This is a genomic window from Serratia sp. 14-2641, from assembly GCF_001692375.1.
GTDB classification, from domain to species: Bacteria; Pseudomonadota; Gammaproteobacteria; order Enterobacterales; family Enterobacteriaceae; genus Chania; species Chania fonticola_C.
In genome coordinates this window covers 42,480-65,338 of the sequence record NZ_LXKR01000013.1, presented here as the reverse complement: position 1 = coordinate 65,338, position 22,859 = coordinate 42,480, and the positions used below count along the sequence as shown (strand labels likewise).

Genomic DNA, 22,859 nt, shown 5'->3' with positions numbered 1-22,859 from the left:
TTTTAGTAAGCTGATCTTGGTTTTCTAAGTACCTCTGACCCTCTTTTTTTACATTCCTCGGCATCTTTAATATAGACCGTCTCCGAATACAAGCTTCTTTTCCAACAGGTGCCATAGCCATGCTGATCCAACACTGTGGTAAAATGCCAATTAAAAATAAAGGCGACAACAAGCAAAAAAGCGGTAAGGCGCAAAGAGTATATAAGTATAGGCTTGAATTTAGCTAGATAATTTTTGCCGGTAATAGACAAATGGAAGAACATAAGGAAATATACGGCACTTGCAGGAATGATTGCTAAAATGAAAGTTTCTAACCTGTTAAATGAAATAACATCAGGATAGGTAAAGCTGATGATATAGTTGCTAATAATACTTGGTGCAAAAATGCAACCTAAAGAAAAAATCCCGGCGACAAGCAAAGAACTTAAACGCTCTTTTATTGTAACTGTCTCGCCCACGTTGGCTATTAATTTATTCTTCATGGTTTATTGTATAAAATTTGGCTATTTGTTCCTAACACACTTGAAACTCTTGGTGTCTGCGCTTCCATTTCCTTTATTTTTTCTATAATTTTATTAGTGATTCCATATTCCCGATCTAAATACTCTAGACCCATCGTAATAAAAAATGCCACAATGGCGACACCAATAATAGCACCACCTAAGGAAACAGCCGCTCCTATTAACAACGCGGACGATGTTGCTCTCATGATAACAGTAACGACAACCGCTTTGACAATATCACTAGTTACATTTCCTAAAAAACTAGCCGCAGTGCTTTCATCCTTTAGTATAAACTCCAGGCTACGGTAGGCCAAAGAGACATATATACTCCATTTCATACCCTGTATAGCAGTATGATTAAGCCCTTTTACCCCGACCCCAATCTGCACAATTTGCATATTATTTAACGAATAACGCGTTCCATTTAAGATCCGTCTAATACCTGGGTAGCCGGTGATCTTGATTAGCTTCTCACCGTTTCTTCCGACATAAATGATAGCGGCTATCCCAAAGCCCCCCAACTTCCTGACCAGATCCGCCGCAGAATAAAAATCCTTCGCGTTACCGCTATAGGTGGCAGCATATCCCAGATAGTCCAGGCCTTCATCACGGTTGATATTGAGAAAGCCCTCATCAAGCTGCCGATCGCCTCGGCCAAACTCTCCAAAGCACTCCAGAACATCATAGGCTTCTTCTTTGGTAAGCAGCATGATGTGACGCTGTTCGGCATTCATGCAAGCCTGGAATTTTTCTTCCGCAATTCGTCGGGCATAGGCACCATGATCGGGTGGTGTGGGGAAAAGAGTGGAATTATTTCCCGTGAGATAGTTGGGGTATATTCTATCTTTCATCGCGGCCTCCGGTTGCCTTATAAGAAAGTATCTCCATTTACTCATCCACTAATATAATTGAAATTCAGCATTGTATAAAGAACAATCAAAATAATTCCCTTATAGCTATCGCCCATTTTTGCCTATACCGGCGTAGATCCCTCCAGGCTGCAACGCTTTTCGCTTTTTACCAGCAAGGCGGTTTATACTTGGTAGCTTAAATTCGTTGATCTACGAGTTTGCAGTAAACACGCAGAACTCTTTTGCATTTAATGAGTTGATTTTATTGAAAATAACTCGAAAATCAGGAAGCACAAAACGCCATGTTAAGTTACCGCCACAGTTTTCACGCCGGCAACCACGCCGACGTGCTCAAGCACACCGTTCAGAGCCTGATCATTGAGGCGCTGAAAGAAAAAGATAAGCCGCTGCTGTACCTGGATACCCACTCCGGTGCCGGGCGCTATCAGCTGAGCGGTGAGCATGCCGAGCGTACCGGGGAATACCTGGAAGGCATCGGCCTACTGTGGCAACGTGACGATCTGCCAGAAGAGCTGGCGGCCTACATGAGCGTGGTGCACAACTTCAACCGTTCTGGCACCCTGCGTTACTACCCTGGCTCTCCGTTGATCGCCCGTCAGTTACTGCGCCCGCAGGATAAAATCCATCTGACAGAGCTGCACCCAAGCGATTTCCCGCTGCTGCGTAACGAATTCCAGAAAGACGAGCGCGCCAAAGTGCAACGTGCCGATGGTTACCAGCAGTTAAAATCCCAGTTACCGCCTCCGTCACGCCGTGGCCTGATCCTGATGGACCCGCCGTATGAGATGAAAACCGATTATCAAGACGTGGTGAAAGGCATTCAGGAAGGCTACAAGCGTTTTGCCACCGGCACCTATGCCCTGTGGTATCCCGTAGTGATGCGCCAGCAGATCAAACGCATGCTCAAAGAGCTGGAAGCGACCGGCATCCGCCGTATCCTGCAAATCGAGCTGGCGGTGAAGCCCGACAGCGATCAACGCGGGATGACGGCTTCAGGCATGATCGTGATTAACCCACCTTGGAAGCTGGAACAGCAAATGAACAACGTGCTGCCGTGGCTACACAAGGTACTGGTGCCGTCCGGTATCGGTCACCACCTGGTGAACTGGGTCGTACCAGAATAAGTTCGATGATGGTCGCCTGCCTGGGCGGCCATCCGCTTTTCCCTTCGCTATCCCACCCTGCTTGCTCCTTATTTTGCCTCGATCTTTTGCCGATCCTCATCACAACCGCAAAATAACTGTTTGCTTATTTTAACTTTCGATTAGATGATGATAACCGAAAGATAACGTAACAAAAAAACAGGAGGCAGGCGGTGTACATCATTTCGACCAACAATATGCTGCAGAAGGCACAACAACAGGGCTATGCCGTACCAGCCTTCAACATTCATAACCTGGAAACCATGCAGGTGGTGGCTGAAACCGCCGCGCACATGCGCTCACCGGTGATCCTGGCCGGTACGCTCGGCACCTATCTCTATGCGGGAACGGCTAACGTAGTCGCCATTGTCAAACAGTTGGCCACCGAATACCGCATCCCGCTGGCGGTGCATCTGGATCACCATGAGGCCCTGCAAGATATTCAAACCAAAGTACATGCAGGGATCCGCTCGGCCATGATTGATGGCTCGCACCTGCCCTTTGCGGAAAATATCGCGCTGGTGCGGCAGGTGACCGAGTTTTGCCATCGTTATGATGTCAGCGTTGAGGCAGAGCTGGGGCGGCTTGGGGGCGTTGAGGATGGCATCAGCGTCGATGCCAAGGATGCCCGCTATACCTCGCCGCAGCAGGCCGAGGAGTTTGTGCGTTCCACCGGCATCGATTCACTGGCGGTGGCGATTGGTACGGCACATGGGCTTTATCAGGGCAAGCCAGAGCTGGATTTCATCCGCCTGGGGCAGATCCGCGACAGGGTCAGCGTGCCATTGGTGCTGCATGGTGCGTCGGGTTTGCCAGACGCTGATATTCAGCAGGCGATTCGGCTGGGGGTCTGCAAGGTGAACGTGGCGACGGAGCTTAAAATCGCCTTTTCCGATGCGCTGAAACAGCATCTGGCGGAGCATCCGCAGGCCAACGACCCGCGCCACTATATGCAGCCCGCCAAGCTGGCCATGCAGCAGGTGGTGCAAAAGGTGATTCAGGTTTGTGGCTGTGAAGGCAAGCTGTGACCTGCGCCAACACAGTGATTGCCCCCCCCTCTCCCACAGGGTGAGGGGACCGATCGAGAGTGTCTGAAAACTCAGTGACGCACCTTGAATAAGGGGACGATCGCGTTAATGAGATGACCTCTTTACTTCCAAAAGAGCAGGGGCTAACAGCTCCCTCTCACTAAAGGAGAGGGTTGGGGTGAAGGGCATCCTCTCGTCACAATAACCGCTTTCACTTTATTGCGCATGCCGACTCCTCCTTTCACCATTATTCTGTAATAAACTGATTTTAAATAACTAAATCTACCCTACCCGTTAACTGACCCCCTCACACTGAAAGCACCGGCACGGAAAAATAGCGGTAAAGTTTTCGATCTTGATCACGAATAATAGAAAAGTGCATTGCTAACCTTTCGAAACATTACGATTATATTCGTAAGAAAACGGAGGGTAGAATGAAAAATATAATCGCACGACATAAAGCAGGGGAGCCGATCGGGATCTGCTCTGTCTGTTCGGCACACCCATTAGTCATTGAAGCCGCATTACGCCTGGATCTGCACAGCGATCGCCAGGTGCTGATCGAGGCCACATCCAACCAGGTTAATCAGTTTGGCGGTTACACCGGCATGAAACCGGCGGATTTCCGGCAGTTTGTCTGCGATATTGCGGCAACCGTCGGCTTTCCGCTCTCCCGGCTGCTGTTAGGGGGCGACCATCTAGGCCCGAACTGTTGGCAAAATGAACCCGCCGCCAGCGCAATGGCGAAAGCGGAAGTGTTGATCGCCGACTACGTCATCGCCGGATTCAGCAAGATCCATCTGGATGCGTCCATGTCCTGCGCCGACGATCCGACCCCGTTAGATCCCCACGTGGTGGCAGAACGCGCCGCCCGCCTGTGCCAGGTCGCCGAACGGGTCGCTACCCCAGAGCAAAAACAGCAGCTGACCTATGTGATTGGGACCGAGGTGCCAGTTCCTGGAGGAGAATCTTCCGCCATTGGCAGCGTACATATCACTCACGCGACGGATGCCGCCGCCACGCTGGACACTCACTATCAGGCGTTCCGCCAGGCCGGGTTGGCAGCGGCGCTCCCGAGGATCATCGCCGTAGTAGTGCAGCCAGGAGTGGAGTTCGACCATTCACAGGTGATCGCTTACCAACCACAGCTAGCCCGCAAGCTCTCCCAGTTTATTACCACCACGCCGCTGGTCTATGAGGCGCACTCTACCGATTACCAAACGCGTGAAGCCTATCAGCAGCTGGTGCGCGATCACTTCGCCATTCTCAAAGTTGGCCCGGCCCTGACGTTCGCCCTGCGCGAAGCGGTGTTTGCTCTGGCCAATATCGAACAGGCCCTGATTGCCCCGGAAAAACGTAGCCAGATCCTGGCGGTGATTGACGCCGTCATGCTCGACGAACCGGATTACTGGAAAAAGTATTATCACCCGACGTTCAGCCGCTCGCTGATCGACCTGCATTTCAGCCTGTCGGACCGTATCCGCTACTACTGGCCCCACCCGCGTATCGCCCAAAGTATGACGACGCTGCTCAATAACCTCGACCAGCAAGAGATCCCCGCTGGCCTGCTGAGCCAATACTTCCCGCTGCAGTATCAGCGCGTGATGGAACGCAAGCTGGCGAAACAGCCCCACGCACTGATGATCGACAAAATTCAGGATGTGCTGCGCGCTTATCGCTTCGGCTGTTCCCCCGCAGAGCAAGCCAAAAACGCCGAGGAGATGGCCCATGCATAACAGCCAACTGTTCGTTCGCACTGGCATCAGCTTTGCCGACGCGCAGCAGGCGCTGGAGCACATTGGCGTCACCATGCTCAACGCCGGGGTCGTTCACAACAGCTACCCGCAGGCATTGCTGGTGCGTGAGAGCGCTTATCCCACCGGCATCGCCCTTGAGCAGCACGCGGTCGCCATCCCCCATTGTGAAGCGGAGCATGCACGTGCCCCGGCTATTTATCTGATCCGCCCTGACCAGGCCGTGCCCTTCGCTCAGGCGGATGATGACGGCACGATCGACGTTGCCCTGATTATCGCGCTGATCGTCACCGACCCGGCGGCGCAGTTGGTTTTACTGCGCACGCTGTTTGGCCAGTTGCAGCACCCCGAGTTTATCGCTGCACTTCTGACCGCCCCCGAGGACCAATTGGGCGAAATTTTTGCCCAGCGGGTTTTCACTTCGCCCTCCCGACCACAACAAAAAACAGAATATGAAGGAGCCACACTGTGAAACGTAAAATTATCGTTGCCTGCGGCGGTGCCGTTGCCACCTCGACCATGGCCGCAGAAGAGATCAAAGAGCTGTGCGCGGAGCACAACATCGAGCTGGACTTGGTGCAGTGCCGCGTGACCGAGATTGAAACCTATATGGACGATGCCGACCTGATCTGCACCACCGCCCGCGTCGACCGGCAGTTTGGCGATATACCGTTGGTGCACGGCATGCCGTTTATTTCCGGTGTCGGCATCGAGGCGCTGAAACAAAAAATACTGACCATTCTGACGGAGTAGCCCATGTTTACCGACATCATGCGTTATATCCTCGATCTCGGCCCTACAGTGATGCTGCCTATCGTGATCATCATCTTCTCGCTGATTTTAGGGATGAAATTAGGGGATTCATTTAAATCCGGCATTCATATCGGCATCGGCTTTGTCGGTATCGGGCTGGTTATCGGCCTGATGCTGGACTCGATCGGCCCGGCGGCAAAATCGATGGCCGAGCAGTTCCAGATCAACCTACACGTGGTGGATATCGGTTGGCCAGGCTCATCACCGATGACCTGGGCCTCGCAGATTGCCCTGATCGCCATCCCGGTAGCGATTGCGGTCAACATCGTGATGTTGCTGACGCGTATGACCCGAGTGGTTAACGTGGATATCTGGAACATCTGGCACATGACCTTTACCGGTGCCATGGTGCATCTGGCTACCGGTTCATACTGGCTGGGTATGCTGAGCGTGGTGGTGCATGCCGCTTTTGTCTACAAGCTGGGGGACTGGTTCGCCAAAGACACCCGCGACTTCTTCGGGCTGGAAGGGATTGCCATTCCGCACGGCACCTCCGCCTATATGGGGCCGATCGCCGTACTGGTGGACACCATTATCGAGAAGATCCCCGGCCTGAACCGTATTCACTTCAGCGCAGACGACGTACAGAAACGCTTTGGCCCATTCGGCGAGCCGGTGACCGTCGGCTTTGTGATGGGGCTGATTATCGGTGCTCTGGCCGGTTATGACCTGAAGGGCATTCTGCAACTGGCGGTGAAAACCGCTGCCGTGATGCTGCTGATGCCACGGGTGATCAAACCGATCATGGATGGCCTGACGCCCATCGCCAAGCATGCCCGTAAACGCCTGCAAGCACGCTTTGGTGGCCAGGAGTTCCTTATCGGCCTCGACCCGGCGCTGCTGCTGGGCCATACCGCCGTGGTCTCCGCCAGCCTGATCTTTATCCCGCTGACCATTCTGATCGCCGTGATCGTCCCAGGTAACCAGGTGCTGCCGTTTGGCGATCTGGCAACCATCGGCTTCTTTGTGGCCCTCGCCGTGGCGGTGCATCAGGGCAACCTGTTCCGCACGCTGATCTCGGGTTTTATCATCATGAGCATCACGCTGTGGATCGCCACCCAAACCATCGGGCTGCATACCCAACTGGCTGCCAATGCTGGTGCGCTGAAAGCGGGCGGCGTGGTGGCCTCGATGGACCAAGGCGGCTCACCGATCACCTACCTGCTGATCCAACTGCTCACCTGGCAAAACGTGGTGGGCCTGGTCGTTATCGGCGTCATTTACGCCATTGGAGTGTTCCTCACCTGGCGCCGTGCCCGTCAATTTGCCCAGGCTGAAGCCACCGCCAAGCAACAGGCCAGCCAAAGCCTCAACGCCATGTCCTAATCCTTCGGGGGAGCCCGCCTCCCCCAATCTATTCTCTACGGAGTTCAAGCTATGCAATCAGTCGTGATCCACACGGAGGGAGAAGTGCGCGTTGAAGAACGCCCTACTCCTGCTATTGAGGCCGCCGATGAGGTGTTGGTTCGGGTGGCGTATTCCGGGCTATGCGGTTCGGATATCCCCCGCATCTTTGCCAAAGGCGCGCATTTCTACCCGATTACCCTGGGGCATGAGTTCAGTGGCCGGGTCGTGGCCTGTGGCGAGCGGGTTACCGATCTGCAACAGCATGATGCCGTGGCCTGCGTCCCTTTGTTACCGTGCTTTAACTGCCCGGAATGCCAGCGCCATTACTATTCTCTGTGCAAGCATTACCAGTTCGTCGGTTCACGCAGCCACGGTGGCAACGCCGAGTTTATCGTGGTCAAACGCGCCAATCTGGTGAAATTACCTGCCAACGTCAGCTTATTGCAGGGGGCGTTTATTGAGCCCATCACCGTCGGCCTGCATGCCATTCAGTTGGCTGGGGGCTGCCAAGGCAAAGAGGTGATCATCATTGGTGCCGGCACCATCGGCCAACTGGCGATCCAATGTGCCCGCGCAATGGGCGCACGCAGCGTCACGGCGATCGATATCAATGACGACCGGCTCAAGCTGGCACGGCAGATCGGTGCAGAAAGCGCGTTTAACAGCGCGGAACTTAGCCCCTCCGAGATAGCCGAACGCTTGCAGGAAAAGCGCTTTGATCAGTTGATTCTGGAAACCGCTGGCACGCCACAAACGGTCGGACTGGCGCTAGATATCGCCGGACCACGGGCACAAATCGCGCTAGTGGGGACGCTCCATAAGGACCTCCATCTGTCTTACAGCACTTTCAGCCAGATCCTGCGCAAGGAGCTGACGCTGCTGGGCAGTTGGATGAACTATTCGGCCCCGTGGCCAGGGGAAGAATGGCAACAGGCCATGAAGCTGTTCCAATCGGCGGATCTGGCTCTGGAGCCGTTGATTGCCAGCATCGATCGCCCGCAGCAATACGCCGCCAGCGTTGCAGCCCTGGCCGGTAAGCCGATGCAGGGAAAAATCATGCTCAAGCTTGGCGAAGGGTGATATTTAGCCAATGGCTGCACGGGTGCAGCCATTATTTTGCCTCAAATCCCATCTCCTTGATCTTTATGCTCCCCTTTCATATCCCTTTCGCATAAAATAAAAGCAAAACATTTCGATAGGTCAGGATGATGAACTCTTTTGAAAGACGAAATAAAATTGTCGACCTGGTTCAGCAGAACGGCAGCATCTTGGTTAGCGATCTTTCGAATTCCTTCGGAATTTCTGAGGTTACCATCCGCGCTGACCTGCGCCTGCTGGAAGAAAAAGGTCTGCTGATCCGCTTCCACGGCGGTGCAGCCAGGCCGGGCAGCCAGTTGGAGCAGGAGGCCGAGGTGCCGAAAACCACCGGTGAGGTCATCCTGGAGGAACGCTACCAGCTGGCTAAAGACCCGAAAAAGCGCATTGCCTTAAAGGCAGCAGCCATGGTCAATCCCGGTGATACGGTGATCCTCGACAGCGGCAGCACCACCATGCTGATCGCCGAAGAACTGGTGAAGATGGGCAATATCACGGTGATCACCAATAACCTGCCCGCTGCCTTTGCGCTTTCCGACAATAAAGACATCACGCTGGTGCTGTGTGGCGGCACGCTGCGCCATAAGACGCGCTCCATGCACGGCTCCATCGCGGAGCTCTCCCTACAGGGCATTGCCGGTGACGTGATGTTCGTCGGGGCCGACGGATTGGACGCCACCAACGGCATCACCACCTTTAATGAAGGCTACTCGATCAGCGGCGTGATGGCTCAGGCAGCCAAGCGCGTGGTCGCGGTGGTCGATTCCACCAAGTTCGGCCGCAGGGGGTTCAACCTGGTGCTGTCGATGAGCCAGATTGACATGATCATTACCGATACCGGCATCAGCAGTGCCGATCGCCAAGCGCTCGATCGGGCAAAACCCGAACTGGTTATCGTGTAAAATCAACCGGGCAGAGGATCAAGCCTCTGCCTATTACAGCCATCGACGCAATCTTTGCGACAACCCCCAGTCAGGCGTTAAACTCTTACCCTTCTCGAATCACACAACTCATGGAAAACCCAGATGACGAAACATTACGATTATCTAGCAATTGGCGGCGGCAGCGGCGGTATCGCATCGATCAACCGGGCAGCCATGTATGGTCAGAAATGCGCACTGATTGAAGCCAAAGAACTTGGCGGCACCTGCGTTAACGTGGGTTGTGTCCCGAAAAAAGTCATGTGGCATGCGGCGCAGATCGCCGAGGCCATCCACCAGTACGGCCCGGATTACGGCTTCGATACCACCGTCAACGCCTTTGACTGGAAACGCCTGATCGCCAACCGTACTGCCTACATCGATCGTATTCATACTTCCTACGACAACGTGCTGGGCAAAAACAAGGTCGACGTGATCAAAGGTTTTGCCCGTTTTATTGACGCGCATACCGTAGAAGTTAACGGCGAGAAAATCACCGCCGACCATATTCTGATCGCTACCGGTGGCCGCCCGAGCCATCCGTCGATCCCTGGTGCCGAATACGGCATCGACTCCGACGGCTTCTTTGAGCTGGATGCCATGCCAAAACGCGTGGCAGTGGTAGGTGCTGGCTACATCGCGGTAGAAATTGCCGGTGTGATGAACGCGCTGGGAGCGGAAACGCATCTGTTCGTGCGTAAACACGCCCCGCTGCGTACCTTCGATCCGATGATTGTAGAAACCCTGGTTGAGGTGATGAACACCGAAGGGCCAACCCTGCACACCGAATCCATTCCAAAATCCATCGTCAAAAACGCCGACGGCAGCCTGACGCTGGCGTTGGAAAACGGCAAAGAGTTCACCGTGGACAGCCTGGTCTGGGCCATCGGCCGCGAACCAGCGACCGATAATCTGAACCTGGCAGTGACCGGCGTGAAAACCAATGCCAAAGGTTACATCGAAGTCGACAAATTCCAGAACACCAACGTGAAAGGCATCTACGCGGTAGGTGACAACACCGGTGCGGTTGAGCTGACCCCGGTTGCCGTTGCCGCTGGCCGCCGCCTGTCCGAGCGCCTGTTCAACAACAAGCCGGACGAACATCTGGACTACAGCAACATCGCCACCGTGGTGTTCAGCCACCCGCCAATTGGCACCATTGGCCTGACCGAACCGCAGGCGAAAGAGCAGTTTGGCGAGGATAAGGTGAAGGTTTATAAATCCTCCTTCACCGCCATGTACAGCGCCGTGACTCAGCATCGCCAGCCGTGCCGCATGAAGCTGGTATGTGTGGGTGAAGAAGAGAAGATTGTTGGCCTGCACGGGATTGGCTTTGGTATGGATGAAATCCTGCAGGGCTTCGCCGTGGCAATCAAGATGGGCGCGACCAAGAAAGACTTCGACAACACCGTGGCGATCCACCCAACCGCCGCAGAAGAGTTCGTTACCATGCGGTAATGGTGCATTCCTAACTGTAAAACCGACTGTAAAAGGTCGGTTTTTGCTTTTATTCAGCTTATAAATGCTGATTTAGGCAAATGAATATCCCCGCCATAGTGTTTATATCACTGCAAAATTAACGTTCATTAAGATAAATCGTTCGTTTAAATATAACTTCTTAAATATCACCTCAACGAGTTGCCGATTTTCGAGCACTATCGCTCCCAGCACGCCTATAATCACCGCGTAGTTATATGCAGTATCTCGTTTGGCGAGGCTCCTATACAAACACAGGTTACTGATCTGACGACATCGAGAGATGCCCAAGGTTAAGACAGGCTTTATCGGATTAAGGTTCAGCCCAAGGTAACTTCTGAAATTTTTCAGATACGTTGTATAGTGCTAAAACCTGGACGCGGAGATAGGCTTTCTGCACTCCCCCTCTTTGGTTTACTCCCCTATGCGATGCACTGTTGAAGTTTAAACAGCAATAGGGTCAATGACTTCCAGACTCCTCAGCGATGACCGCTACCGCGCCAGCAGCACAGGCGGGCCAGCCATTGCTAACTCTTTGAACGCTGACTTTTTCACCGCCGCAGATACCCTGACGGTGAATGAAGCCAGAGACTACGTTGCACACTTACTTTTAACCACAGAGGTCGTTATCGATTACAGTTAACCGAGGATAAAATTATGGGAAATATGATGTTTTTTATGGGATTTTTGTTTTTCATCAGCTCAATGGGGCTGATCGCAGCCTATCTGAGCACCAAATGGGATGACTAATGAACGAAAAAGATCCGCCTAGCATCATCCTCCCCGTAGCCTCATCAATCATTGCGGGGAGGATGAATAACCGCAATAAACTGACGGTATTTACCGCGCGTGATAATGATGATGATTTTTATTCTTGGGTTGCTGTACGCTATTTTTATGATCTCGGCAGGTATTAATGAGATTTATTTACATTCCACCGGTCAAACTGCATTTCTTTCCTGTTTATTGCTGACAGCTACCGCAAGCTTCCTGCTCGTTGCTTTTGTCTGGCAATGTTCCGTAAAAACCAAACGCTGATTTTTTTAATTCAACTATGAGCTGTGCTATGCAAAATCAAAAACAGGCCGTCGCCCGAAACTCGATGATTATCAGCGGATTGTTGGCGTTAGGTAAATTTATCGCAGGTATATTTACCGGCAGTATTGGCCTGATATCCGAAGGTATCCATTCATTTACCGATTTTATTGCCACCAGCATCACCTGGTGGGCGGTGAGCGTCAGCGATAAGCCTGCTGATGATGACCATCACTTCGGCCATGGTAAGGTTGAGAATCTGGCAGCACTGTTTGAGGTACTCCTCCTGTTGGCGGCAGGCGGCTGGATCGTCTTTGAAGCAGTAAGCAGCCTGATAGGTGAGGCAAACCAGATTGTGGCTGCACCGGTAGTGATTGCGGTACTACTGGTGTCCATTGTGGTTGACTTCTTCCGCGTCCGGGCCTTGAACCGCGTGGCCAAGGCCACCAACAGCGCGGCTCTGGAAGCCGATGCTCTGCATTTCTTCTCCGATATGTTGTCTTCTGGCGTGGTGCTGTTGGGCATGGTTTTTGTGCTATTTGGTTTTGCCCGTGCAGATGCGCTGGCAGCCCTGATCGTCGCCTGCTTTATCCTGACTGCCGCCTTGAAGCTAGGGAAACGCTCCTTTGATTCCCTGATTGATACTGCACCGGCTGGCACGCGGGAAGATATCGCTACCCTGCTTAACGATTTCCCAGCGGTGTTGTCTACGGAGAATATTCGCCTGCGCAGTGGCGGAGCCACGCTGTTTATCGAGGTAAGCGTCGGGGTATGCCGGACGCTACCGCTTGAGCGGATCAAGGAGTTGAAGCAGACCGTTACCGCCAAACTTGAACAGCAATACGCCAACTCGGAAGTGAGGGTGATTGCCATCCCTCAAGCCAGAAGTGATGAAGATCTGGCAACCCGTATTCGCATGCTGGCCGCCAACCATGGGGCCGTGGTGCAGAGCCTTTCGCTACAACAATTGGCAGACCGAGTGGCGATCGGTATGGATCTGTTGGTTCCGGCCAATGCCAGCGTAGAGCAGGCGCATGATATTGCCAGCGAGGTGGAGGAGGCTCTACGCCAGACGTTGGGCGAAAATACGGAGATCGAAACCCACCTGGAGCCCCAGATGCTGGATTGGCTGGCTAGCCAGGATGTGGAACACGGCGAACTGGCGAAGATTGAACAAGCATTGACGGTTTCAGCGCAAAACAGCGGATTGGTGCAAGACATCCATGATATCCGGGCGCGAGAAACGCCACAGGGCGTGATTGTGAATTTTCACTGTCGGGCCCTTCCGGCCTTGTCGATTTCTGCGGTGCACGATGCGGTGGACCATATTGAACGGCAATTGAGAATGCAATTCCCGATGGTATCGCGGGTGGTTGGGCATGTTGAACCGCTGTGATCCCTCACAGCGGAATGATTTGTCAAAACGCGGAAAGGGCTAATTCAATTAACCCTTTCTTTGCCTTATAAGAAAACTCACTTCGCCACCAGCTGGTTTTTTACTATCTGGCCGCCTTTCATAATGACAGTCAGGTTTTTGCCAGGATCGGCCAGCAGGCCGATATCAGCTATCGGATCGCCGTTGACCAGTAATAAGTCGGCTAAAGCGCCGACTTCGATAACGCCCAGTTTTCCTGGATAGGGGTTGCGTCGATCTGATAGTGCCAACAATTTTGCATTATCAGCCGTCGCCATTTGGAGCACTTCGGCTGGGGTGTACCACCGCGTCATGGTAGAAAGCTGAGAGCCTTGCCTGGCTGCCAAATTGGCATCAAATAACACGTCCGTGCCAAATGCGACTTTCACACCGTATTTTTTTGCCAAGCGATAGGCATTATCCGTTCCGGCAAACACTTGTGCTGCCCTGGCTTGTCCGGCTGCATCGGGCAGTTGATTGGCGTTTTCATCAGCCAAAAAAGGTTGCAGACTCCACCATGTTCCCGTATCTGCCATCAGCTTTGCCGTTGCATCATCGGCTAGTTGACCATGTTCAATCACTTTTGCACCAGCCTGAATGGCATTACGAATGGCTTCCGGGGTATATGCATGGACTGTCACATAGGTCCCCCAATTCGCCGCTGCCTCAACTGCGGCGTGAATTTCATCGACGCTAAGCTGTACCGTATCTATCGGGCCATAGGGAGAAGATACGCCCCCGCCCCCGGTCAGCTTGATCTGGCTGGCTCCTTGCAATAATTGCTCTCTGGTACGCTTGCGAACCTCATCGGGTGAATCCGCTATCGCTGATATGCCAACTCGCTCTGGATAGCTCAATTGATCAGGGGTAGACGGTATCTCTGAAAGCATACGAAAATCACCATGCCCCCCCGTTTGTGAAATCATTGCCCCCGATGGCCAGATGCGTGGCCCTTTGATGACGCCATTATCAATAGCGAGTTTTAAGCCAAACGCTGGACCACCCAAATCGCGAACGCTGGTAAATCCACGCATAAGTGTTGACTCTGCTTCAGCACCGGCCAGCAAAGTAATAAAAGTTAACGGAGCCATTGATGCCTGTGCCATGGTAGGGCGCACCATAAAGGTATGCCAGTGAGCATCGATAAGGCCAGGCATCAATGTTTGACCATTACCAGCGATATGCACTGCATCAGTGGGTGAACTAATCGCTTGGGAAGAAATTTGAGTAATTTTATTGCCTTCAACGGCCACATTCATCTTGGCAGTTAAACTTGTGCCGTCAAAGATCCGCACATCCTCGAAGATGGTCATTGTCGATTGAGCAACGGATAATGAGGGTTGGAGCAGGAGGCCGGTCAGACATGTGGCCAAGAATGTTCTTTTGATTGGATCTAACATCAGTAATGCCCTCTCGGATCCCTGTACCAGATAGTGTTTATTATTCATAACCGATAGATTCTTCCTCTGAGATCCAAAGAGAGCACGGGAAGACTTTAGTCTCGATAGAGTTTAGAACTTTTTTATCTGGTGAGTGAAAAACCCCCCATTAAAATGCAATGTATTAATTCTTTTCAGACAAAACTAATCGCTTTCTCGGGAGAGGAAAATAGCTGGCAGCGATAGAATACTGGAAGTGATAATCAGAGCCGAGGAGGTTGTTGCAACCGCTCCACCCAGCTCACAGACAACACTCACCATTTTCTATACTCTCAGCTATCCGACTCCAGACCAGACGTTGAGATGCCTTGGTGAACAGTTTTGACCTGTCATTGTTGAAATATATTCAGGAACACAGCCCGGTGTTAATCGAGGATGTCACCTCCAGGTTTGGCAAAACCACGTCGACGCTGAAGCGCTCCATGAAGGAGATCAACGAGTTCCTGGAACCAGATTGCCACCTGCATATCGATGGGCTGTGGATCGTCACAGCGATCGGCTACCGGGAATACATCGCCTTTCTGGAGCAGATCCCGTTTAACCGCTACATCACCACCGCCGATGAACGCATTAAAGATCTCAGCGTGGCGCTCTGCCTGCAGGACGTGGTAAACAAAAGCGAGTATTACCGCAAGTTTAACGTCAGCCCAACCACGCTCAAAAACGATAACCAGGCGCTGTCGGCATTTTTACAGGCCAATCATCTCACCGTTACCGCCATTCCCAAACAGGGCTCGCGGCTGGATGGCGACGAGATCCTGCTGCGCATCGCCATTTGCCTGACGATCCTGAAAACCATCGAGATCGGCGAAGATCACCTGCTGGTGCCGCACAAAGCCAACGAGCCGATTAACCGCTCCATTGCCACGCAGTTCTTAAAGGTGTGCCAACAAGAAATCAGCGCCGCCGCAGAGCTGTACCAACAGCGGCTGAGCCAGCGGATCACGCTGGGCTATAACAGCAAAAAATACTTCCTGGTGTATATGAGCATTGCGCTACACCGCATGCGGCGCGGGCATTTCATCACCCACAGCGATAACCTGAGCTTTATTCAATCCTCTGACTTTGGGCTGCTGGATGGCGAGCACGAAAATCGCTTCCTCGACCTGCTGATTTCATCGCTGACCTACACCTGGCGGCCGTTCGATATCTACGATCCCACGCTGATTACACTCGTTGGCCGCCTTTGTGAAACCCTGACCCCGTTGCTGCGGGCAGAAATCCACAACCGTTCGCCCTTCTTCGCCGAGATCTACCAGTTCGTCTATTCGACCATCGTACAAAACAAGTTCAATCTCTACTTTGACGATAAAAAGCTGCATCAGGTGCAGACCCGGCACGCGCTGCTCTATCAGGGCGTCACCCAGGCTACCGCGCCGATCGCGCAGCACTATCAAACCACCTTTTCGCCGGTGCATCTGTCCACGCTGGTGTTGATCCTGAAGAAATACGAGCTGCAAAACCGAGTCCACAGCGAGGAGAAAAAACGCGTCATTATCGTGACCAACTCTTCGGAAAGTAAGGTGGGCTATTTCAAGGAGGTGTTGAAGTCGCACTTCCATATTGAGATTGTTGGCTACGTGAATATCAATGAGATACACACGCTCAAGCAGATCCCCTTTGATTTGCTGATCACCTTCACCAATAAAATCTCGAGCTATCTGAAGTATTATCAGTGGGATTACATCAATGTGAATTTCTATCTCAGCCGCGATGATATCTCGCTGCTCAGCCAGCACGGGCTTTCCCGGGCGAAGAAGAAGATCCCGGCAGAGGGGTTTATTCAGGAGATTGAAGGATTGGATCGGCAGCAGCTGCGCGCCGTGCTAGAACAGAGATATCCTGACTTTTTCATTTGATCGGGAACAACCACCAGCCTTGGCCAGTGGTTGTTTTATCGCGTTATAACTCTAGAAATCGATTTTTAACTTGGCGTAAAAGCCGTTTGAAGTGATATCGCTATTATAGGCACCGGTGTATGACAGACCGAAGGTGGTTGCTTTACCGAGCTTGGTTTCAATACCTAACCCCACGCCAACCAGGTTAGATAATTTGCCACCCTGGATCCTGGCTACTCCGCTATCTGCAAGAGACATTGTCGCTTCTGGAGTGGTGTCACCGAAGAAGTGGGTACCATACAGATCGCCTTTCACTGCCATATCCAGGTTAGCCAAGGTAAATGGCACCGCGGTACGCACGCCAAGGGTGGTGACCTGCAGATCCTGGTTATCAACGTTGGTGGTAAACACCATATTGTTAACCGTTTCCACATAGCCGTCGGATTTGATATGCATCCAGCTGATACCGAAATAAGGCTCAACGGAATAGCTATCGGTATTGAATCCTGAATAGGCCGCTTCTGCAAACAGCTGGGTAATATCCACATTTGGGGAAACAGAATTTGTGCCAACCTGATCGAGGACACCCAAAGTACGATTAGCATCACGATCCTGCTTGGTGTACATCGCACCATAATTCAGCGAAGCCGCATCAGCGATTTTGGATACGCCGTAAACCCCGAAGTGCAGGTCGTCACTGTCGATTTTACCGCTGCTTCCCCCTTTGAAATCGGTGCTACCCGCCCCGAAGTACAGCCCGAGTTTAGTGCTGCTGCTCACATCGATTTCACTGCCGATTAAGGCCGCGAAGAAATCGACGTCCATGCTGGATTGGCCGTAATCCACATTAGACCAGCTACCTATAGGTGCCATCCAGAAGCGGCCCGAACCATCGGCCGTTTCGACATAACGCCCTCCACCTATGCCAACCGCCTGATCCTTGATAACACGGGACATAGTCATTGAATTAACGATGCTGGCATTTTGCGTATTGAGGTACATATCATTGCCGAGTGAGTTGTAGGTATTACTAACCTCCTCGCCAGATGCCATAAGCAGGGAGTTGAAAAGTATCCCCCTACCCGTGCCCTCAATCGTATTGGCAATAGAGCGGCCATTGTGGTTTGAAGCGTAAGAGGCAAACGTCACATCATCATTGCGGCCAAAACTGGCGGTGAGGGCATTACCAGAAACCTCGACCTGGGTGTTGAAGAACGCGTACTGAGGTGTGGCAATGGCCTTATCAACACCGGTTAAGGCATCAGCGGTGACCGTGCCAACAGCGACGGTGCCATTATTAAACACGTCTGCGTACACGTCCCTGTCGTTGGAGCCCACAGTAATCATCGAACCATCGTTAAAGGTCAACTGACCCACATTGACATGTTCATCCGTGCTGACGACGTAAGTGCCCCCGGCATTGACGTCAATATTAGCCTTATGGCTTGCTGTCGATGTCAGTGGCCCCTTCAGCGTAAACGTATCGTTATAGTGGCCAATGACCCCGAACTTACCGCCATTCACCGCCACGGTGCCGCTACCAAAGGATTCAGTGAAGCCATACAGGGCGCCGTTCTCCACGGTGGTATTCCCCTGATAGCTGTTATCACCGGTCATGATCAACGTACCCGTACCGAGTTTAACCAGGGAACCGGTATAGAGATCGGCGTCAATTTTGGCCTCAATAGCAGCAGCACGCGCAGCGTAATAATCCTGCCGCCATTTCTCTGCATCCTCCTGGCTAACGATATGATCCGTCGGATCGCTGTTACCGTCATTGACTACGAAGCTATTACCCAGCTCATAGGCTCCACCTGCCGCAATACCCTGATCTTTATAGTTCTGTATCCAGGCCAAATCTTCTTGTTTACGCGCATCCAGCGCTTGCTGGCTGATGTTATTACTCCAGACATCAAGCGGTGTTGTGGCCATGTTGTATTCAACCTTGCCAAGGAACTGACCGGGCCCATACATACCTTTATCAAGATCGGGCACTCCCCAGCCGTAGCGAACATCGGGAACGCCGTCAGCCGCAGTCCAGTTGGCCAACGTACTACCGTCTGGGTTCTGGTGGCTGGCGGTGGTGAACATCACATCACGAACCTGAAGAGCGCTCATATCCTGATAGCGTGAAAGCAGTACGCCCATGGCACCAGCCACATGGGGAGCCGACATGGAGGTACCTGATGAGTTCCCCCAGCCCGGAGCCCCGGTTGTCGCATTCACCGTGGTTGAGTAGATGCCATTTCCCGGCGCAGCCACGGTCCACCATTTGGCCTCACCAGCCTCATTCCAGGTATAAGAGAGAGAGTATTTATCGGTACCGGTTACCCGTTGCAACCCGGCAACAGCAATCCAGTGCTGCTCGGCTTCAGGGTGATAATAAGGGTAAAGTGCACGATAGAATGGATTGGCAAAATCGCGGTTGCCCGTGGTAAATATCTGCACCACCGTAGTGTCTTTCACGGCATCATAGGCAGCATCAACAAAGGACGGATTATCTTCGTAGACTTTATTGAAATAAAAGTACTCATATTCTGACTGGGTCATGTTATTGGCCGGTATATGCACACCGGTATTGCCACCGTCACTGCCGGTTGACCCGTTGTCGACAATACGAATGTTGGTGCCCCAGCTGTTGTTAATCACCTCTGCACCGGAATCAACCAGCGCTTTCCAACCGGTATAGAAGTACTGATAATCCTGGAACGGGCCATAGTTATTGCTATCTGTGCCACCGGTATTAGCGACATAAATATTGGCGCCCCAGGCAACACCGTGCATGCCTTCACCATCACGATTAGCCCCAACGGTGCCGGTTACGTGGGTTCCATGGCCATCGTTAACACCGGCTACCCATTGGCCGCTGATATCAAATGCTTCACCCTCGATATATTCGCCCTGTAACCCCGGAGCCGATTGTGGGTAACGCAAACCGGACGAACCGTAGATGCCATTAGCCTGGACGGCATGGAAGCGATCGCCGTTAAGATCTTGATGAATAAATAACAAAGCACCAGAATCCATTACGCCAACGTTAACCCCTTGCCCAGAGTACCCCAGCGCATAGGCGCTGGATGCTTTCATCGCAGTTATGCCCCAATCCTTGCTGTATTCCTCTGTTTCCCAACTGGCTTTATCGCCAATTTGCCCTGTTTCCACATAAGCTGCGGTGGCCACACCGGCCATCGGCGAGATTGCGGCGGAAATAGTCAAGGCAATGAGTGACTTGTTAAGCGTTACTTTTTTCCCCTGTTTTTGATTTATTTTGTTGGGTTGTTGACAAGCCTTGTGAAAAAATACCTTTGAAATCAAATTCATGTTGATATTCCTTTCAATAATGCTCACAGAGATATTTCTTTGTGCCAAGTTGGCCACACCTTTTTTATTGATTTGTATACCATTTCAAACGAGCACCCGCAGTTTGCTCACTTTTTGAACTGACACATATTGATAAATATCAACATATTTTTTTACAGTCCCTCAAATAATTAGATTATGTGACGGCCTTCATCAATAAAATCGCCGAAATTTTTTGAGGTTGTACCGCTGGGAGTTTTGGCTAGGAGGGATTGGAGGGCACAACGGCCAACCAACGTTGGCCGTGCATTAGGTAAGGTTACAGTGTCTGACGAACGCCCCGGCAGTAGACCTCCACCAGATCCAACCCTTCATTCAGCACCAGAATATCGGCATCTTTCCCCGGGCAAAGTGACCCTTTCCGGCTCTGCGCGCCCGCCAGAAACGCCGGGTTTTCGCAAGCGATACTGGCGACGGACATCAGACCATTATCCAGACGATCGACGATGTTCTTCACTGAATCGAGAAAGTTCATCTCCAGTTGCTGGACCGCACCGTAGTCACAGGGGCAAACGTGGCGCGTATCGCCACCGTCTGAGGTAATCTCTAACTGCCCCTGTTTAATACGGAAGGTCTCTTTGCGCAGGTAATGGTGAAACTCATAGCCTTCCGGGAAATCAACATAGCCCATACAGTCACTCATCAGCACCATGCGCCGATCGCGTTTCAGGCGATAAAGCAGATCAAATGCCTCCGGTTTGATGGTGATACCGCTCTGTTTCGCAACTTCCGCATAGGTATCCTGATAGTACATCAGCGCACCAACCACCCCGAGCTCACGGTGATGGAAGCCACGCATCCCGCTATAAGCGTGGGTGAAGTGATTTAATCCCGCCTCTATCGCTGCCGTAACCTCAGCAAAGGTGGCATCGGTATGCCCTGCCGACGCGGTGATCCCCTGCGCCCGCAGATGGCGAATCAAATCCAACGCCCCTTCCAGCTCTGGCGCTAGCGTCATCAGGCGGATGTTACGGCCCGCCAGATGGTTAAAACGCTCGAATCCCTCAACGCTTGGCCGTTGCAGGCAGTCGGCTCGCTGCATACCGAGATGTTTTTCACTGATGTAAGGGCCTTCCATATGGATACCGATGGCTTCGGCTCCGTTCGCTGGCGTTGCCGTGGCAATATAGTCGGCTGCCTCCATTAACGACGTCTCAAGGAAATCATTTGGCATCGTGCCGGAGGTGGGCAGGTAAGAAGTGACACCAGCCTTGATCAAATCGTGGCTCATCCACTTCAGCGACGCCTTATTGCCCTTGTAGCCGAACGAACCCCGCCCCCAACCGTGCACATGGATATCGACAAAGCCGGGCATGATGATCCGCTCGCTATGGTCGATGCAGCTACCGGAAAAGTGGCTTACAAACCCGCTGATTTGCCCTTGCTGCACCAATAGATAACCGGCCTTGATACCGTCGGGGAACACGATCCGGTTGGATTTGATAACTCCGGAGCGCTGGTCATCCATGGCTTCTCTCCAAGACCCGGTCTGCCAGTTCATCGGCCAAGACGGCGCAAAGGCCAGTATAAGCACCGGGATCCAGCAGCTCCGCAATCTCCTGCGCCGTGAAGTTTTCGGCCATGACCGGATCCTGGCTTAGTATTTCACCGTATTCGAGGTGTTCATGGGTACTGCGCATCGCCATGGTGTAAACCAGCTCATGGGCCGGATCCTTACCCAGCTTATCCACCAGCTTCATCATGATTTTCTCGCTGTTGATCAGCCCGTGCGTCAGCATCACGTTTTCATGCATCCGCTCAGGGTTAATCACCAGCGTGCGCGTCAGCTCCTCCGCACGCAGGATAATCTCGGCCATCAGCTCAATGCTTTCCTGTAGGCTGGCATCAAAGATAAAATAAGCCGAGCTGTCTGCCTCAAACGGCCTTGGACAGACGTAGAGCACCGCCGTCATCACCGAATACAGCTTCTGGGCGTTGGCAATGATGCCCTTTGCCAGCTTGGGATTGACCTTCTGCGGCATGGTGCTGCTACCCACGGTGCCTTTGGTGAACGCCTCGGAGACTTCGCCAAACTCCTCGCTGGAAGTCTGATAAACCTCTTCGGCAATTTTATGCAGGGTGGTTGCCAGCAAACACAGGTTGCTGATGTACTCGGCGCGGAACACTCTGGCGTTACGTGAAGGCACCAGCATCGAATGCATCCCGAGCTGTTCGGCGACCAGATCCTGCACCGTCCTGCCCGCTTCCCCCGTGGCGTGAAAGGCCCCCACGGCACCGCCCATCATCACGGTGAAGACGCGCTTTTCTGCCTCTTGCATACGCTCCACCGCCGCCAGCAACTCATAAATCCACACGGAAACCTTATAACCATAGGTGATGGGCAAGGCATGTTTGCCATGGGTCCGCCCCGCCATCAGGGTATTTTTATGTGCCTTTGCCAGGCGGGCCAGATTGACCAGCGTGTCATCGACAAACTTCATAAGATGACGGTGGAATTTCTGCACGATCAGCAGATGGGCCGTCTGTTGGATGTTTTGGGTCGTCACGCCGTAGTGCACGTACTTGCCGCTTTCTGCATCACAAGCCTTGACCAACACCTTGATCACCGGCACAAACCCGTGGCCAATCTGGCGCATCAAACGGTCGATCTCCGCCAGATCGATCCGCTCCAACTGGCAGTTGGCGGCGATATTTTCTGCCGCAGCAACAGGGATCATACCGACCTTAGCCTGCGCCATCGCCAGAGCGCCTTCCACATCAAGCCATGATTGTACTCTGGCTTCATGAGTAAACAGGTCTTTCATACCCTGATGGTCGATGGTTTTACTTTTGGAATCATAAAGTGCGCGCATGCTGTGTTCC

At 52.6% G+C, this 22,859-nt stretch carries 20 protein-coding genes and 1 riboswitch; of the genes, 14 read left to right on the top strand and 6 right to left on the bottom strand.

What is annotated here, in order from left to right:
• Window positions 1–2: 2 nt before the first annotated feature.
• Complete coding sequence (locus A6U95_RS07010; protein ID WP_065683970.1) at window positions 3–482, bottom strand: DUF1240 domain-containing protein; 480 nt, start codon at window positions 480–482, stop codon at window positions 3–5.
• Window positions 479–1,354 carry a hypothetical protein gene (locus A6U95_RS07005; protein ID WP_081375788.1) on the bottom strand — a complete coding sequence of 292 codons (876 nt, stop codon included), beginning with the start codon at window positions 1,352–1,354 and terminating at the stop codon, window positions 479–481. The genes A6U95_RS07010 and A6U95_RS07005 overlap by 4 nt, the downstream gene beginning before the upstream one ends.
• A 302-nt stretch (window positions 1,355–1,656) precedes the next feature.
• Between A6U95_RS07005 and A6U95_RS07000 the strand changes: the two genes are divergently transcribed.
• From A6U95_RS07000 to A6U95_RS06950, 13 genes are all read left to right on the top strand, one after another.
• On the top strand, window positions 1,657–2,499 hold the full coding sequence (locus A6U95_RS07000) for a 23S rRNA (adenine(2030)-N(6))-methyltransferase RlmJ (protein ID WP_021181782.1): 843 nt from the start codon (window positions 1,657–1,659) through the stop codon (window positions 2,497–2,499).
• A 191-nt stretch (window positions 2,500–2,690) separates the two neighbouring features.
• Window positions 2,691–3,545 carry a tagatose bisphosphate family class II aldolase gene (locus A6U95_RS06995; protein ID WP_065683969.1) on the top strand — a complete coding sequence of 285 codons (855 nt, stop codon included), beginning with the start codon at window positions 2,691–2,693 and terminating at the stop codon, window positions 3,543–3,545.
• Between the two features lie 434 nt (window positions 3,546–3,979).
• Entirely contained in the window at window positions 3,980–5,281 is a 1,302-nt protein-coding gene (gene gatZ, locus A6U95_RS06990) for a tagatose-bisphosphate aldolase subunit GatZ (protein WP_065683968.1), read from the top strand.
• The gene (gatA, locus tag A6U95_RS06985; protein WP_065683967.1) at window positions 5,274–5,771 is read left to right on the top strand and encodes a PTS galactitol transporter subunit IIA; all 498 of its coding nucleotides are present in this window, start codon (window positions 5,274–5,276) and stop codon (window positions 5,769–5,771) included. The genes gatZ and gatA overlap by 8 nt, the downstream gene beginning before the upstream one ends.
• A complete protein-coding gene (gene gatB, locus A6U95_RS06980) occupies window positions 5,768–6,052 on the top strand; it encodes a PTS galactitol transporter subunit IIB (RefSeq protein WP_065683966.1) in 285 nt (94 codons plus the stop codon). Before gatA ends, gatB begins: the two co-directional genes overlap by 4 nt.
• A gap of 3 nt (window positions 6,053–6,055) precedes the next feature.
• Entirely contained in the window at window positions 6,056–7,438 is a 1,383-nt protein-coding gene (locus A6U95_RS06975; RefSeq protein WP_065683965.1) for a galactitol-specific PTS transporter subunit IIC, read from the top strand.
• 51 nt (window positions 7,439–7,489) lie between these two features.
• The gene (gene gatD / locus A6U95_RS06970) at window positions 7,490–8,539 is read left to right on the top strand and encodes a galactitol-1-phosphate 5-dehydrogenase (protein WP_065683964.1); all 1,050 of its coding nucleotides are present in this window, start codon (window positions 7,490–7,492) and stop codon (window positions 8,537–8,539) included.
• A 128-nt stretch (window positions 8,540–8,667) separates the two neighbouring features.
• Window positions 8,668–9,456 (top strand): DeoR/GlpR family DNA-binding transcription regulator, encoded by a 789-nt coding sequence (locus tag A6U95_RS06965; RefSeq protein ID WP_024527643.1) that lies wholly within the window; start codon window positions 8,668–8,670, stop codon window positions 9,454–9,456.
• A 123-nt stretch (window positions 9,457–9,579) separates the two neighbouring features.
• Window positions 9,580–10,932 carry a glutathione-disulfide reductase gene (gene gorA / locus A6U95_RS06960; RefSeq protein ID WP_021181790.1) on the top strand — a complete coding sequence of 451 codons (1,353 nt, stop codon included), beginning with the start codon at window positions 9,580–9,582 and terminating at the stop codon, window positions 10,930–10,932.
• Window positions 10,933–11,170: 238 nt separating this feature from the next.
• Window positions 11,171–11,342: riboswitch (M-box (ykoK) riboswitch) on the top strand.
• Between the two features lie 71 nt (window positions 11,343–11,413).
• Window positions 11,414–11,593 carry a hypothetical protein gene (locus A6U95_RS06955; RefSeq protein ID WP_065683963.1) on the top strand — a complete coding sequence of 60 codons (180 nt, stop codon included), beginning with the start codon at window positions 11,414–11,416 and terminating at the stop codon, window positions 11,591–11,593.
• Between the two features lie 14 nt (window positions 11,594–11,607).
• Window positions 11,608–11,700, top strand: a complete 93-nt coding sequence (gene mgtS / locus A6U95_RS30610) for a protein MgtS (RefSeq protein ID WP_138106290.1) — start codon at window positions 11,608–11,610, stop codon at window positions 11,698–11,700.
• On the top strand, window positions 11,700–11,867 hold the full coding sequence (locus A6U95_RS30985) for a hypothetical protein (RefSeq protein WP_158006201.1): 168 nt from the start codon (window positions 11,700–11,702) through the stop codon (window positions 11,865–11,867). Before mgtS ends, A6U95_RS30985 begins: the two co-directional genes overlap by 1 nt.
• Window positions 11,868–12,016: 149 nt before the next feature.
• Entirely contained in the window at window positions 12,017–13,381 is a 1,365-nt protein-coding gene (locus A6U95_RS06950) for a cation-efflux pump (protein WP_065683962.1), read from the top strand.
• 77 nt (window positions 13,382–13,458) lie between these two features.
• On the opposite strand, the gene A6U95_RS06945 is transcribed toward A6U95_RS06950, so the two are convergent.
• A complete protein-coding gene (locus A6U95_RS06945) occupies window positions 13,459–14,847 on the bottom strand; it encodes an amidohydrolase family protein (protein ID WP_198927289.1) in 1,389 nt (462 codons plus the stop codon).
• 302 nt (window positions 14,848–15,149) lie between these two features.
• On the opposite strand from A6U95_RS06945, the gene A6U95_RS06940 reads away from it, so the two are divergent.
• Window positions 15,150–16,697 (top strand): hypothetical protein, encoded by a 1,548-nt coding sequence (locus A6U95_RS06940; RefSeq protein WP_065684039.1) that lies wholly within the window; start codon window positions 15,150–15,152, stop codon window positions 16,695–16,697.
• Window positions 16,698–16,748: 51 nt separating this feature from the next.
• On the opposite strand, the gene A6U95_RS06935 is transcribed toward A6U95_RS06940, so the two are convergent.
• The 3 genes from A6U95_RS06935 to A6U95_RS06925 all read right to left on the bottom strand — a co-directional run bounded on the left by A6U95_RS06935 (window position 16,749) and on the right by A6U95_RS06925 (window position 22,849).
• Window positions 16,749–19,997, bottom strand: coding sequence for a S8 family serine peptidase (locus tag A6U95_RS06935; RefSeq protein ID WP_065683961.1), 3,249 nt, complete (start codon window positions 19,995–19,997; stop codon window positions 16,749–16,751).
• A 298-nt stretch (window positions 19,998–20,295) separates the two neighbouring features.
• Window positions 20,296–21,504, bottom strand: coding sequence for an amidohydrolase family protein (locus A6U95_RS06930; RefSeq protein ID WP_065683960.1), 1,209 nt, complete (start codon window positions 21,502–21,504; stop codon window positions 20,296–20,298).
• On the bottom strand, window positions 21,497–22,849 hold the full coding sequence (locus A6U95_RS06925) for an adenylosuccinate lyase family protein (protein ID WP_024527647.1): 1,353 nt from the start codon (window positions 22,847–22,849) through the stop codon (window positions 21,497–21,499). The genes A6U95_RS06930 and A6U95_RS06925 overlap by 8 nt, the downstream gene beginning before the upstream one ends.
• Window positions 22,850–22,859: the final 10 nt, after the last annotated feature.